Genomic DNA, 13,625 nt, shown 5'->3' with positions numbered 1-13,625 from the left:
CGTCACAAATGGCTTTGACCTTCGAATCGGGGTCGTCTCCGGGAGTCCATTCTGAACCCGTTGGGGCAGGAATCGTCAATGGTGATGTTTCCGTCGTAGATGTGTTCCTGGGAGAAGCCGATGATGTCGGCGTGGCTTCGGTAGTGGTATTCGAGCCACTGATCGATGTCGTACCGGTTGCGGAGGAACGAAAAGATCGAGGCGTCGTCGGGTGGGCTGCCGTCGCTTGTTGAGAGTGTTTTGAGGACAGGTTGGAGTTGGTGGTGGTCGCCGACGACAACCCATTTGTTCGCGTTGATCATACCGAGAAGGCCGAGTGGGACTGAGATTTGGCTCGCTTCGTCGATGATGACTGTGTCGAATTGGACCTGGGCGAGGCCGCCGAGTTGGGATCGGATGATCGTCGCACCGGTAATGTCCGCGTTCTCGATAGAGGTTTTCTCCGCTTCTGATTGGAGTTCCTGAATTTTCCGACGGGTTTCGGAGAGTTTGGCTTGCTTCGCATCGATCTCTTCCTCGGCATCGCTCATCTCCGTGCCGCTCACAGGACCGGTTTCGGCCGCTCGTTGCAACACCTCATATTGCTCTTGATCGTGCTCCAGCTGATCACCCATGTTACTGATCTCTGATTTGAGATCCTCGACTTCGGCCAGCAACTCTGACACGGAGTTATCGTCACTCTCGTCAATGACTTTCGAGAGCATCACTTCGGACGTGCCCTTCGACATTTTCTCTGGCCGACCAGCCCGAACAAGTTGATGCGTGTCTCGATGGCTGAGTTTCTCAATGACGTTGTCAACCGCGATGTTAGTGTGCGAGGTGACGAGCACGGATTCGCCTCGGTTAGCAAGTTCGTGAGCGGCTTTGGCGATAACCTCGGTTTTTCCGGACCCAGGCGGACCAACGACGAGTGAGAGGTCACCGGGTTCGAGACCGAGGATGTCGGCCAGAACGGATTGCTGTGAGTCATCGAGTTCAGAATCCACTGAGACTTCGCGTATCATCTAGCTCGACAGGTGTCGCCTGGGTGATTGTGGATTGATCAGTGTGTCACACAGGCTCGGGCCATTAATAGCGAGTTTTGCCACCGTTGGATCCGGATTCTGCTCGTTATGCCAGCCTGCGAAGTCACGGCGCAGTTCTCGTAACAACCCGAGCTGCTGGGTTGTAGCGATCATCGTTTCGGAGCTGCAGACCGTGATATCCTGTCCTGCTTCGAGGCCAGTTGCGACGCCGCCCCAGTAATCAACCTGAATGTCACGGTTATTGATATTCACGACACGCCCCATGTCGTGGAGACTACCGTCTATAATCTTGCCGATCTGTCCGCCTTCTTCGATCCATCCGGGAAGCGAGGTCTTCGAGCGAAGGACAAGAAATTGTTTCTCGATATTTTGACTCAGAACGGTAACGTCAAGCTGTTCGCGCCATTTCGAGTTGCTCTGCTCTTCGCCTTCTGCGAAGACAAGTGCTGACCAGCCGGGGAATCGCGTGCCACACGTTGTGCAGCGATAACTGAACGCAGCGTCGAGTTCTTCGCCGCAGTAATCACAGTACTCGTATGGGTTCTCGTCGTCGGTATGTGCGTCTTCGATATCTTTGAGTTCCAGTGTGTTCGCATCGAAATACGTCCGGACCTTCTTAACTTCAGTAGCGATATCCCGTCGGGAGGTATCCTGAAGGAAGTCGTCGATGTAGTCTCCGAGGATTGCGAAACCCATTGTCAAATCGCCCTCTGTACGGGAGGCAACCTCTGATCCGACAGCATAGATCGTCGCGGCGACCGCGGCTTCCTTCCCGTAGCGTTCTTTACAGAATGCGATTCCTTGCGTTGGGTGTTCGTCGAGCCAGGAGACCTGTGTACCGAAGTCAGGTAAGTCGTAGTTCAGATACGGCGGCTGGTTTTCAGTAAGGTAGCCAGCATCAGAGAGCACGTTGACGAGGTGCATCGTCTCGGGAGGGATATCGAGGTCAACGGCGATTTGTTGGTACATCTGCCAAGGAATCATGCTAATCTGAACTCAATTCACACATTTATAGATTTGCCAAAGGGGTGATGAGTGGGGTTCCCATCGTAGAATTGTCTGTGTGTCTTTTTATAATGCCTAAGTGAACCGTACTGAACAGGGTGACGAGCGAGGTTCGTATCGGCGTTACGCGGTGTTTCGTGCTTCAGGTGTATCTGGGGCATACCCGGCCTTCTGCAAGTTGGTGAGGACTTGATTGATAGTTTCGAGAGTATTATGCAGGTTTTCTGTGGTACGGCCGCTGCTGAGGAATTCGTTGCTGTCGGTGTTTTCGATCAGGAGGTTGGCGTGGGCGACGTCGTTGCGGAGTTCGGTGATTTCGTGGAGACGAGAGTCTGCGCCGCCTTTTGTGGAGAAGCCACAGGTTTTCCAGCAACCTTCGACGCTGGTCACGATGGTTTCGAGGGCTGAAAACGAGGCGTAATGGATCTCTTCTAATGCGACGTTTGCTGCTTGCGCGTCTTCATACCGGTCTTCGATGTTGTCGAGTTCATTTGCGGTGACTGGCGTGGTTTTCCAGTCTGGTTTCTTGTCGAGGATGAGTTCGCGGAGATGTTCTTCGAGGTACGTGATACGGTCGAAGAGGTAGATGCGTACGGGGGCGGTGTTAAGATCGGCTCGGGTGAGGATGCCGGTGACGTGGTTGGGGCCGCCGAGGAAGTACACGGGATTCCCGATGAGTGCAGACAGGACGGCTGTAAAGGAAGTGTCCCCGCTGATTATGTAGTCGATGGTTAGCGGGGTCAGATGGTCGTCGAGGGTGTTACCGTCGTCGTCGGTTGTGACGTCGTCGGTGTGGATGAATCCGATTGGGTCGTTGTCAGCGTAGACGGGGGCGGCGTCGTAGCCGTTCTCATTTAACCATGCAGCAGCGTCACTCGGAGGCGTGTCGTGTTCAAGATATTCGACAGAGTGCGTGGCGAGTTCGGCCGCGGTGCAGTCGTAGAGGTCGCGGGGCATGTCGGTAACTGTGGAGGCGAGGGTAGTCAATCTGGGGAACATGCCTTGCAGAGTAGCGAATCGAACCCTCATCCACCACAAGTTTAATGCTCATAGGACATATATTTGTATTTGATTATGCTTAATGGGCATTTTGAGTCGGCGGGGGCGAGTATCGAATACGGGGATGCTGGTTTCCTCTTTCCCGTCGATGAACTGGATGCGACTGTCCTCCAGTACCGAGATGCCCAACTCGCGGTCGACGACGTCGATGGATCAGACGTCATCGTCGTCGCACCGACGAGCCTCGCAACCAGTTATTTCCTCACCCAGCACGCACTCACCGCGATTCCCGTCGACAATCTCCCCGCTGCGGTTCTGACCCAACTCGCCGACGAGCTTGACCGTTCCCTGGATACGTTCGAACTCATTCAGATCGGGAAGTGGAATAGTGACAGTACGAACCGTTCACTCGCCGAATTCGCGGACGCCTGACCCCCGACTCTTGGACGTACAGACCCGGACAAACCCAACAGTACACGACTATCGATGACTGAGACACTCGCTGACGAGTACCCGGAGGCCGCCCCGTACATCCAGCAAGCCGTCGACGAACACGGCGAAGACTGGGTGTTGGAGAATTACTACCAGCAACTCTACCCGCTCGGGCAGCTGATGGAGATGCCCGAAAAGGACGAACTCCCGTTCTACGACGATGACGAGAACGACACGATGACCGAAGAGGAACGAGTGGAGATGTACCAGGCGTGGGCTGAGTACCGGGAAAACCTACGAACAGGGACGCAAGATGCCGAATAAACAGCTCTCAGCCAGACTTCGTCACAGTTTGACGCCCGACTTGTGAGATGAGTACCTCCAAACGAGATGCTGATGCGACACACCTCGTTCTGATTTTAACGGAGTCTCACGTCCACTCGTCGAGATTCTTTTGTTCAGAGTGATCCGTTGGAAGTGTAGCCAAGAGGTCGGAAGCGGTATCTATGCTCTTCGTGGCGTCTGCTTCTCGGATAGTGGCTAATCCATCGTTCGGGGCGATATCGAGATTTGATGCGGGGACAAATATGGGTCGGTCTTGATCGAGTGCTATTTCGTATTGTGCCATAGTTCCTCCATTTCCGTCGGTGGCGACGAAGATCATCCCGTCACTCAGCGCGGCAGTGAGCTCGTTCCGGTCAAGGAATGCATGACGAGCCGGCTCGGCGTCGGGTTGGCGCATTGAGATGAGGAGCCCGCCTGTATCGATGATTTGATCGAATAACGTTTGATTCTCTGGTGGGTATGCGACGTTGACGCCGGTTCCGAGGACAGCGATGGTTGAATCGTCCGTATCTAACGCGCCGCGGTGAGCAGCAGTATCCGCTCCGCGGGCCCCACCACTAACGAGTGTGTAACCATTCTCTGCGAGTTCCGCTGAGAGCGATTCGATCCATTGTTGCCCTGCTTCGTTCGTTTCACGCGATCCTGAGACGCCGATTGCGTCTCCAGTCAGGAGCCCGACGTTTCCTTTCGCGTACAAGAGAACCGGGGCTTGGCCGGCTCGGACTGCTTCCGGATATCGGTCTTCCTTGATGCCAATAATTCTGATTCCATTCGATTCGTAGGTATCGAAGCGGTTGAGATAGCCTTCGACCTCGTCGTCAAGCGACTGGATTTCTGTAAGTGTGGTCTCGTCTACGTAGTGGTATTTGCCGGTCAGAGAGGCTGGAGCGCTGAGTAGATCTCTCGGGTCGTTGAAGTGGTTGTATAGTTCGTACGCACGTGCATCCCCAATTCCGGAGATGTCGGTGAGGGCAGCCAGTAGCGCTTTGTGTGTGAGTTCCATTAGTCTACCCCGGCGATGATTTCTGATGCTGGAGTTTCTGGCTCAGTGATCTCTTTCACGTCGGTCCGCGGGCCACCAGGGGTAAGGCCGAGAGTGATACAGACGACGCGGTCTGCGCCGGCCTGGCGGAGAAGATGAGCTCCCGCAAGGAGTGAGCTACCAGTCGTGCAGATGTCGTCAAACAGAATGACGGTATCGTTGTGGAGTTTTGCCCGTGTTCGGAGCGATTCAGAGGGGTGGAAAGCGACTTGTCGGCGTTCTTCTTCCGATTTTTCGCGTTGACGTTCGACGGTTTCTGTTCGTTCAAGAAGCGGTGTGTAGATGATATCTGTTTCAAGAACAGCGTCCTGTGCCAGCTCTACTAATTGTGAGCTGCGTGACCCAGCCTCGTGTCCCGGGTAGACCGTGATGTAGTCGTACTCCCAGGTATCAAGGAGGAATCGTCGGTGGATGAGGTCCTGTAGTCGTGGGCGGAAAGTATCAATCGGGTCGTCTTCTCCGTGTTTTGCGAGTGCTTGAAGCGCGTTGAAGCTCCGAGAATCCGGACGATACCAGTCCAACGCGAAAACATTCAATGCTCGGTTTACCGGAGAGCCTGCTGGGGGAGTAGCTCGTTTAAATAGATGAGACAGTCGTCCGTAGTCTATGAGTTTTGATTCGGCTTCCGTTGATGATGTTGGTGTCGAAGCCGGAACAGGCCCGGTCGGTTGCGACTTGTTTCCTTCAAGTGGGGTTACATCAACCTGATATTCTTGGTCTAAATCCTCGAAACACGTCCGATACATATCTGTGATAGGAATCGTTCTATTATTAGTCCCATTCTCCGATGGAAGTGGTGGGTACGCCGGGAACATAGCAAGCTGTAGCAATGCGTCCTGGAGTTCCTCAAACGAGCCGGGGAGTTCTGGTATCGGGTGATCTGTTCCAGGTACACAAGGCCGAACGAACTCTCTCGTCGTCTTCACATTCGCCATCTCCCGGAGGAGTTCATGCGTATCATCTCTAAAGGGCTTAACGTCGATAACTTGGTAATCCGTTACTGTCTCGGCGTCTCCGAACACCTTACGATAGTCTCTAATACTGAATGAAAGTCTATCTTGATGCTGTGGTCCATAGCCGGTAAATGGAGTAGATACGTCACCGAATCCGATGCAGGCATCAAGTAGAACGAAATACTGAATACGTGGATCTCGGCGGTCTTCAGGATCGATATCGGTTCCAGAGATTTGGAAAACAAGCTCTAAAACTTTTCTCGCATTGCGGAACGACTCATAGTATTCCGAGAGGTAGTTTGGATAGACAGTGCCACCACCAGGCACCGTATATTCCTCTGGGGCTGGTACAGGAAGTTCACCTGGGGTGAGAACTTCCTGTTGGCTATTCCCACCCGGAGACGTTGCTTCCTTTGAGTTGTCCTGGAACTCAGGAGTGGAGCCAACCTTTGAATCCTCAGATTGGTCAGCGTCTCTATCGGTTCGCTTTCTCGCATCTGGGGTCTGCTTGCTTTCGGTGTTCTGTGTGGGGAGGTCTTTCGGGGAGTCGAGAAGTTGCTTTGCTACCTGCTCGTCGTCCGGTTCTAAGGATGAGAAGTTACCTGCTTGCGCGGCTTCTTGGAAGCGCTGTACCTGTTCTGTAGACAGGTCAGCTCTGTTGGACAGGTCTTGCGGTGTAACGGTACGTAATTCTTCGATTGATGTTATGCCCGCATCCACAAGAGACGATCCGTTACTTGGTCCAACTCCGCAAACTGCGAAAAGCCCGTCTCCTTGTAGCATCTCCTTAAGATACCGTTGTACGTACCCGATTGCCTTGTCGTGAGAGCGCCCTTCGTCAACTAGGCGGTTTACTGCGTCTTCAACGTCCTTGGGATCAAGTGTTGTCGCTGCTGCGAGTGAGTTAATATCCCACTCTGGTGATGTAGAAGCTGAATCTGAAGACGACATCTCTTGATTTTCCACTGTCGACCGTTCATCGTAGACTCTGACGATAGCTGACTGATCTGAGATCAGTTGCTGGACTTCGTTCTTTGAGATGCTATCTTCCGTCTTTGCTCCAACAAGTTCTACAATAACAGCGGTATTGTGCAAGCCTTTTTTGCAAGTGCCGATTCCACCTCTCTGGCTGTGGCATCAGGGCGTAAGTTAATTTGAAAACCTGATACGGGTCGGGCATCAACTTCATGCGTTGTAACATCAACTGCGTCGCCGGTGACTTGATACTCAAAGAAAATCGGCGAACGTGGCTTGGTTTCGATGTGTTTCTTACCAACAATTTGCTCTGGCATTCCTGGAGAGAGGACTTGTATGCCTGACTCAGACCTGTGGATTGGTTCACTACGATTTCCGATTAGAACAGCATCAAGGGAGGTCCCAAGCGTTTTCTCTAAAGTGTAGGGAGTGATCCGTTAGTAGCTGTGGAGACATCGTCAAAAAGCACAGCGAGGTAGCTTGTCGCGTCTGTAGGTGGAGTGTGTTCATCCTCAAAACGTGGGGGTGAACCTGTACTATACAGAAAAATACCGATATCCGACACCTGATACCATCCTGTCTGTGGTCCGGAGAGTAGCCCTTTGTTTTCAAGTTCTTGAATTATGTCTGGAGTCCGGGTAACATCACGCTCCCCTCGAACGAGAATGAATTCAACTTGGTTATTTTTCAGTTTTTTCAGCAATCGCCTGCACTCTTTGACGACCCACGCGTCTGGATCTTTGCTCCAGAATAGATTTCCACTATGAATGAGGGCTTCTGCTTCGATCGCACATGCATAATCGACCACTTGTTTAAATGCGGAGACAAAATCATTCTGTCGTTCCTTTCGACCCATGTTCTTTCGGTCAAGATACGTATTCGTCGTGTGTACGAGTGAAACACCCTTACCAGAGTGGGTCTCTCCAGAAAGGTCGTTCTGGTTCTGCCGAGATACTTCGCCCGTGGTTTCATCACCGCCTGGGTTCTCAGTGTCAACTAGACCTTTCGCTGCCTCGGGATTAGCGCCCGTTAGATCGGTGTTTTTTATGTTTGCTTCGCGGAAATCGGCCTCAGACAATTCTGCGTCGGTAAAATCGATCCCAAATATCGATAACCCTCTTAGATCAGCCTTCCTTAAGTTCGCATTTCTGAACGAGACCTTCGAAACCGTACAGTCCGTTAGATCTGCCCCCCGAAAATCAGCCTCTGAAAGGTTCGAATATCTTAGATAAACATCGTTCAGATTTGTATTCCGAAAGTCAGAGCCACTGAAATCAACCCCTGTTAATACACTATCAGTTAGTTCAGCATCCCGAAGCACAGCACCGGATAGCAGCTCCCGCGGGGAGCCGTTTAGCTTCCGATTCTCTGGTTGTTCTCGGGTTTCGGCGAGAGTGTCAGAGGGCTTTCTTAGATCGGTCTTAGCATGCCAGACACACCGATCAAATTCTTTCCAAGTACTTCGATAGCAACAGTATGCACAACTATCTGTATTATTCTGCTCCTCTGGGATCCAAGTGAATCCACATCGTCCAGCCATTGGACTTTGGTTTACTGCTTCCGAATCAACAATACTGGCCTCAACAGTTTCGCTGGGGATTCTTTCTGCAGTGGTCCGATTAGTTGCGTTCAACTCAGTAGTCTCTGACCACTGCTTAAGCGCCTCATCAATACGATACCATTCTCCGACTGTCCAATCTAAACCTGCAGCAGGGCTTTGCTTCCAAATGATAAATGGGACTTGCTCTGCGTAGTTAGTTGTCACGGTAAGTTCGTATGCCCGGGTTTGTGAACTCCGCTTCGAGAGATCACATACTTTCACAGAAAGAGAAATCATATCGTTATGATCGTGGTCAGCTACACTAGACATTCCTGATAGTATCCAATATGGTTGCTCACATAAACCTAATCCGAACCATCGACCGGAGTGGGATTCTAACCACTCTCGACTGATGAGGTTACAGATCTTAACAATGGGGAAGGGTATTTTAGCATAAATTATGATAGGAATACGTTTTTCAGAATCGTTCTGGATGGTATGAGTATGGATTTGGATCGGGCGCGTGGTGCGTTACTTGGATTAGCGTCTGGGGATGCGCTTGGCCGGCCAGTCGAGTTTACGTCTGCGTCGGAGATTAGTGCTGAGCACGGTCGGCTGGACGAGATGGTCGGGCACGGGACGTGGAACCAGCCTGCTGGGACGATCACGGACGACACCGAGCAGGCGCTGTGCATCGCACGAAGTCTCGCCGAGCAACAAGCGTTCGATCCGGCGGACATTGCCGAGCGGTTCGTTGCGTGGTACGATAGTGGGCCGTTCGACATAGGAGGGATGACGAGGCGGTCGCTCAGCCGCCTCCAACGCGGCGATGCGTGGAACGAGGCAGGCCAGCACGTCTGGGAGCAGAGCCGCGAGGGCCAGAACGCAGGCAACGGAAGCGTGATGCGGTGTCCGCCGCTCGCCATCCCATACGCGAATGATTGGGACCGACTCGCCGAGGTGAGTCGACAGTCCTCGCAGATCACGCACGCCGACCCGCGATGTACCGAGGGCTGTGCGATTCTGAATCTCACAGTGGCTGGCCTCCTTGACGATGCGGACACGCCGTTGCAGGACGCACTTGACTACGTCGGGTCGGACGCACCTGGCGAGCTCGTGACGGCACTCGAACCGCTCGCTCGTGGCGACTCGCCCGACATGCTGGAAACGTCAGGGTACGTTGTACATTCACTGCAGACGGCACTCCACGTTGGCCTCTTCGCGGAGAGTGCCGAGGAAGCGATTGTGACGGCGGTGAATCGTGGCGGTGATACGGATACGATTGGGGCGATTGCTGGCGCGGTCGCTGGCGCGCGGTTCGGATCGTCACAGCTTCCGGATCGGTGGCTGAGTGCTATCGACGAGACCGACGAGCTCGAAACCTTGGCAGCGCAACTCGTGGAGGTGGCGTGATGTACGCGTTGGCATTCGACCGGGATTGGACGGTGGACGTGAATCCCCATCCCCAGCGGGAAGCGGTGCCGCTGGAGTGGGTGCAGTACTGGGCGCACGAGGCTGGCCACGAGGTGTGGGCGATTGGGAATCAGGACCTCGTTGACGAAGCAGACATTCCGGGGACGGTGGAGTCGATTCGGCGCCGTGACGGGCATATTGATGCGCTCGGTGACCAAGACGAGTTCGGGTATTACGAGTGGTGGCCTGAACGTGAAGAACGGCTTCGGATTCTCGCGGAGTTGTTCCCGGGTGCTGAGGGGTATATCGTGGTCGATGATCTCGATTTGGGACACGTTGATGGCTGGGAGCACTACCATGCGTGGGACTTCGTTGAGTATGTTCGGGAAGGGGAACTCGGGCTGTCAACACCGTCCTCGACTGATTTGAGCCCGGATGGCGGATTTGAATCCGGTGACGCAGTTCGAGACGTCCTCGAAGAGAGATACGTGTTCGAGCTCACACACCGAGCGGACGACGAACAGAAGACGCATCTGGTCACGCATTTTGAGTCGGATCGCCCATCGATGACCCCGTTGAAGGGGCCGCCAGCGTTCTGGTTCAGAAACCGTGGGAGGTGACGAGAAGTTCTCCGTTCGGCTCCCCGAGATTGCGGCGTTACATCCTGTCTCGTACGAGCGCCTCGCGGACCCGTTGGCGGAAGCTGCGTTCGCGGCGGTTCGAAAACAGGTCGAAGAGGATCCTGCGTCGGTGGACGAAGATACGCTCCAAACGATGCTGTCTGATGCGGCAGCGGACGCGGCGAATGTGGACCGCCGTGAAGCACTCCGCCTGGTGATGGCCGCAGTGAAACACCGTGAGGACGCCCGCGAGGTCGCTGTCAATGCGACGTTCGCGTTACTGGGCGACGAGCCGTCCGCGCTTGACCGAGCGGCGCTCCAAGCACTACACGAAGCCGCGGTGGACGACCCAGCGGTGCTGAAAGAACACGTTGGTGATCTGGCGGTATACGCGAGTCAGGACTCGATGTACCAGGCAGCTGCGACGCGCTGCTTGATGGAGTTAGCGGAGGCTGACTCGGCGAGCGTTCTCGACGCAGTGCCTGCTTTGGAAGCGGCGGCGACGGCTGAGACGGAGGCAACACAGAGCTACGCGGTGTACGCACTCTCCTGCGTTGCGGAAGCGTATCCTGAAGAAGTGTTCCCCGCGATTGACGCCTTGGTTGAAGCAATGCAGAGTGAGGATGAGACGGTGCAGACGAATGCGTTAGCGGCGCTCGGGAAGATCGCGTCGAACTATCCGGACGCCGCAGAACCCATTACGGACGAGTTAGTGACGGTACTGGACGCTTCTGCGAAACGTGTTCGGAATAATGCGGTGGGTTTGCTTGGCGATCTCGCGCAGGAACATCCCGGAGTCGTGATTGAGTACGCGGACCGGATCGCTGCGCGGCTCGACGATAACAATATTCAGGCGCGTGTGAACGCGTCGATAGCACTCCAGCGAGCAGGTGAAGCGGATCCGGCCGCGATTCGAGCCCAGCAGGACCAGTTAGCGGCTGCGTTACAGGATTCGAGCCCGGAAGTCCGGACAAATGTGTGCACGCTGATCGGGAATGCGAACGTGAGCGTACCTATCGAGGCGCTTGAAGAGGTGAAAGAGAACGATTTGGATGAGACAGTACGCGAACGAGCGGGATGGGCGCTCTCACGGCTGAGCTAAAACAGAGTAGATTGAGTCGAACCTGTATTGGTTATCGAGCTTGAATCCAGCAGTTTTGAACGTAACTGTTGAACACGGACACTCGTCGCCGTGTTTGCGGTATCCGCGTAGCACAGTCTGCTCCACCAATTGCGAGTTGGCGACAGAAGTCAGAGACCGGTCGACGGGGCCATATCCGAGATCAGATCGTCGACGTGGGCGCACAGATCTTCCTCAGGGACACCGCGGAGCGCCGCGTACGGGGCTGCCGGGTAGAGTTCGAATTCCAGCGCGATCAGATCCAAGGCATCGGCGGGCGAATATCCCATTTCCAAGACACGAAACAGAACATGCAACAGAAACGGGCCAGCGTCCCGTGCAATGCCGAGTATGGGGCGACCAAAGATATTGCCGTCTGCGTCCATCACGGGCCGGTCGTCCGGAGCGCTGTCACTGGCGATGGCAAAACACGGAGAGTGCGGCGCTTGGACGATTTGGAACCGCTCCGAGCCGGTCGATACATCGACGAAATAACCGCCTTCGTGGGACTGGTGGGTATACTGTACACGAACTCGCTCAGCTTGACATTCTCCGCTCAAGTCGATCCAGGCGACGAAGACGACGTCGCCGACTTGCAGGTTGGTGATTGTGGGGGCATCGGCGACACGATAATACCATCACGGCCCTTTAAGGGTTTGCCAAGGAACGGACAGTACCACCCGCCGCAGTCCGGCGATTACTCTGTACGCTCTTCGATGTTACGAATGATGTTCACGAGTGCCGATGCCGGCAGCCCCCAGCGGAGAACGCAGGGGTCGCTGTCCCATTCGACGACGTCGTAGTCGTCGAGAACCGGTACATACGAGTGGTAAAGTACCACGGGTCGGGTGACCCGTGGCGTTCGCAGAGGCACGTCACGTCCAGAATCGGACGGTAAAGCGTGTGAATCTTTAATTCCCTTCGCGCTCGCCTTGTGGCTCGCGTGGAACCAATAACACCCGAACATGTCGTTCATGTCCGTGAAGGCCAGCCACTTTACGATGGCTCGACACCACCCGTCGCACCACGCCTTACCATGTTTCAGTGCGTAGATTTTGAGAGGTTGTTAACGGTGTGTTCCTAACTAAACCAATGGAATGATGCATAATAAAACCACGCACCAGCCCAACGTGGATTGCCCATCGAGTCGACGGCATTCACCCACGGGTCAGGTGACCCGTGGTACTCTGCCTGCACTCTATAGAATTACCCGTGGAACTCTCGCTGTCTGCTTTAGAAATTTTGTTAGCGAGGGAGTGATTCAACGTCGAGAGATATCTCGTGCTGTTCGAAGAGGTCGGTACAGACAGCTTCGAGATATGGCCTTGCCGGGCCAGCAGGAGGATGAGATGGTTCGGCGAGGTAGAAGGTCGGTTCGAACTCATCCTCGTGTTGGTGGAGGACAACCATGTGAGATGGAAGCTGTCCCTCGTCCTCATCTTGCATCTTGCTGGCCGCTGCTTCGAGTTCGTCGCGGCGAGTCAACGGCTGCCCCGGACGTGGGACAGATGTCAGTATTCCTTGTCCTCGGAGGCCCCGGACGATATCCGCAATCTGAATGGGATACTCCGGTGGGTAGAGAGCTTCGACGGTGGCGTCATCGCCTTGACACTCCAACAGCGCATGAGCGAACTGGTAACAGTTCCGGAGGTCAAGGACATCTGCTGTAGGGACGATCGCCGTGATGAGAGGGTCAAGCGCCTTGACCGGGACAACGTGCGCGACTCGAGGGTGGATAGCCAATTGTCCGTTGGCTTGCTGTCGAAGTAGGTTTCCAAGGCCCAGAACGGGGTCGCCTGGCTGTTGGGGGCGGGCGGGTCGAGCGATTTCTCGGAAAAGATCGAAGCGTTCGTAATCTAGCCCAGGGAGATCTTCGTAGTGGTTCTTGAGCGCTGCATCTGAGTCTGGTGGCGTCGTCGCAGCGAGTTCAGTGCAACCGATAGGGAGATCAGGGAGATCTGAGAGCTTCATACTCTCAACTTTCTCAGGGGTATGTAAGAGGCTTCGTCAGACATGGATTATCTAGGAGGGGTCTTTACATGGTTGTACTCCGTTCCAGCGAGATTCCGAATATTGACGGCCGTGATCTCCCGCGCATTCCGGCTACTACCGAAGCCTTTAATCTGGACAGCCGGTATCTGATTTTCAGAGACGGT

The 13,625-nt window shown here is 54.4% G+C and carries 14 protein-coding genes; 6 read left to right on the top strand and 8 right to left on the bottom strand.

The genetic code is table 11. From position 1 onward, the window contains the following. Positions 1–2: 2 nt before the first annotated feature. The 3 genes from ACFQH2_RS19640 to ACFQH2_RS19630 form a co-directional block, all read right to left on the bottom strand. Positions 3–986, bottom strand: coding sequence for an AAA domain-containing protein (locus ACFQH2_RS19640; protein ID WP_377077224.1), 984 nt, complete (start codon positions 984–986; stop codon positions 3–5). Positions 987–1,004: 18 nt separating this feature from the next. After that, on the bottom strand, positions 1,005–1,994 hold the full coding sequence (locus ACFQH2_RS19635) for a hypothetical protein (RefSeq protein WP_377077222.1): 990 nt from the start codon (positions 1,992–1,994) through the stop codon (positions 1,005–1,007). Positions 1,995–2,153: 159 nt separating this feature from the next. Further along, positions 2,154–2,987: a CBS domain-containing protein gene (locus ACFQH2_RS19630; RefSeq protein ID WP_377051035.1), complete on the bottom strand. Its 834-nt coding sequence runs from the start codon at positions 2,985–2,987 to the stop codon at positions 2,154–2,156. A 117-nt stretch (positions 2,988–3,104) separates the two neighbouring features. Here ACFQH2_RS19630 and ACFQH2_RS19625 point away from each other — a divergent pair, with 117 nt between their 5' ends. Next, positions 3,105–3,461 (top strand): hypothetical protein, encoded by a 357-nt coding sequence (locus tag ACFQH2_RS19625; protein WP_377077220.1) that lies wholly within the window; start codon positions 3,105–3,107, stop codon positions 3,459–3,461. Positions 3,462–3,515: 54 nt separating this feature from the next. Then, positions 3,516–3,785, top strand: coding sequence for a hypothetical protein (locus ACFQH2_RS19620; RefSeq protein WP_377077218.1), 270 nt, complete (start codon positions 3,516–3,518; stop codon positions 3,783–3,785). 106 nt (positions 3,786–3,891) lie between these two features. Here ACFQH2_RS19620 and ACFQH2_RS19615 read toward each other — a convergent pair whose 3' ends face one another. The 3 genes from ACFQH2_RS19615 to ACFQH2_RS19605 all read right to left on the bottom strand — a co-directional run bounded on the left by ACFQH2_RS19615 (position 3,892) and on the right by ACFQH2_RS19605 (position 8,541). Then, positions 3,892–4,809: a DNA-processing protein DprA gene (locus ACFQH2_RS19615; protein WP_377077216.1), complete on the bottom strand. Its 918-nt coding sequence runs from the start codon at positions 4,807–4,809 to the stop codon at positions 3,892–3,894. Next, positions 4,809–6,896 (bottom strand): ComF family protein, encoded by a 2,088-nt coding sequence (locus tag ACFQH2_RS19610; protein WP_377077215.1) that lies wholly within the window; start codon positions 6,894–6,896, stop codon positions 4,809–4,811. The genes ACFQH2_RS19615 and ACFQH2_RS19610 overlap by 1 nt, the downstream gene beginning before the upstream one ends. Positions 6,897–7,191: 295 nt before the next feature. Then, positions 7,192–8,541 (bottom strand): pentapeptide repeat-containing protein, encoded by a 1,350-nt coding sequence (locus tag ACFQH2_RS19605; RefSeq protein ID WP_377077213.1) that lies wholly within the window; start codon positions 8,539–8,541, stop codon positions 7,192–7,194. A gap of 279 nt (positions 8,542–8,820) precedes the next feature. Here ACFQH2_RS19605 and ACFQH2_RS19600 point away from each other — a divergent pair, with 279 nt between their 5' ends. From ACFQH2_RS19600 to ACFQH2_RS19590, 3 genes are read left to right on the top strand one after another with little or no spacing between them, the layout of a single operon-like run. Continuing rightward, entirely contained in the window at positions 8,821–9,729 is a 909-nt protein-coding gene (locus tag ACFQH2_RS19600; RefSeq protein ID WP_377077211.1) for an ADP-ribosylglycohydrolase family protein, read from the top strand. Between the two features lie 32 nt (positions 9,730–9,761). Then, positions 9,762–10,349: a hypothetical protein gene (locus ACFQH2_RS19595; protein ID WP_377077209.1), complete on the top strand. Its 588-nt coding sequence runs from the start codon at positions 9,762–9,764 to the stop codon at positions 10,347–10,349. Further along, complete coding sequence (locus ACFQH2_RS19590) at positions 10,339–11,451, top strand: hypothetical protein (RefSeq protein WP_377077207.1); 1,113 nt, start codon at positions 10,339–10,341, stop codon at positions 11,449–11,451. Before ACFQH2_RS19595 ends, ACFQH2_RS19590 begins: the two co-directional genes overlap by 11 nt. 149 nt (positions 11,452–11,600) lie before the next feature. Here ACFQH2_RS19590 and ACFQH2_RS19585 read toward each other — a convergent pair whose 3' ends face one another. Then, on the bottom strand, positions 11,601–11,855 hold the full coding sequence (locus ACFQH2_RS19585) for a hypothetical protein (protein ID WP_377077206.1): 255 nt from the start codon (positions 11,853–11,855) through the stop codon (positions 11,601–11,603). A 311-nt stretch (positions 11,856–12,166) separates the two neighbouring features. Further along, positions 12,167–12,310, bottom strand: coding sequence for a hypothetical protein (locus ACFQH2_RS19580; protein ID WP_377077204.1), 144 nt, complete (start codon positions 12,308–12,310; stop codon positions 12,167–12,169). Between the two features lie 440 nt (positions 12,311–12,750). Between ACFQH2_RS19580 and ACFQH2_RS19575 the strand changes: the two genes are divergently transcribed. Then, on the top strand, positions 12,751–13,239 hold the full coding sequence (locus ACFQH2_RS19575; RefSeq protein ID WP_377077202.1) for a hypothetical protein: 489 nt from the start codon (positions 12,751–12,753) through the stop codon (positions 13,237–13,239). Positions 13,240–13,625 lie beyond the last annotated feature (386 nt).

It is taken from the genome of Natronoarchaeum sp. GCM10025703 (genome assembly GCF_042661985.1).
GTDB lineage: Archaea > Halobacteriota > Halobacteria > Halobacteriales > Natronoarchaeaceae > Natranaeroarchaeum.
The sequence above is the reverse complement of the archived record's forward strand: the minus strand, read 5'-3'. Positions and strand labels throughout refer to the sequence as shown.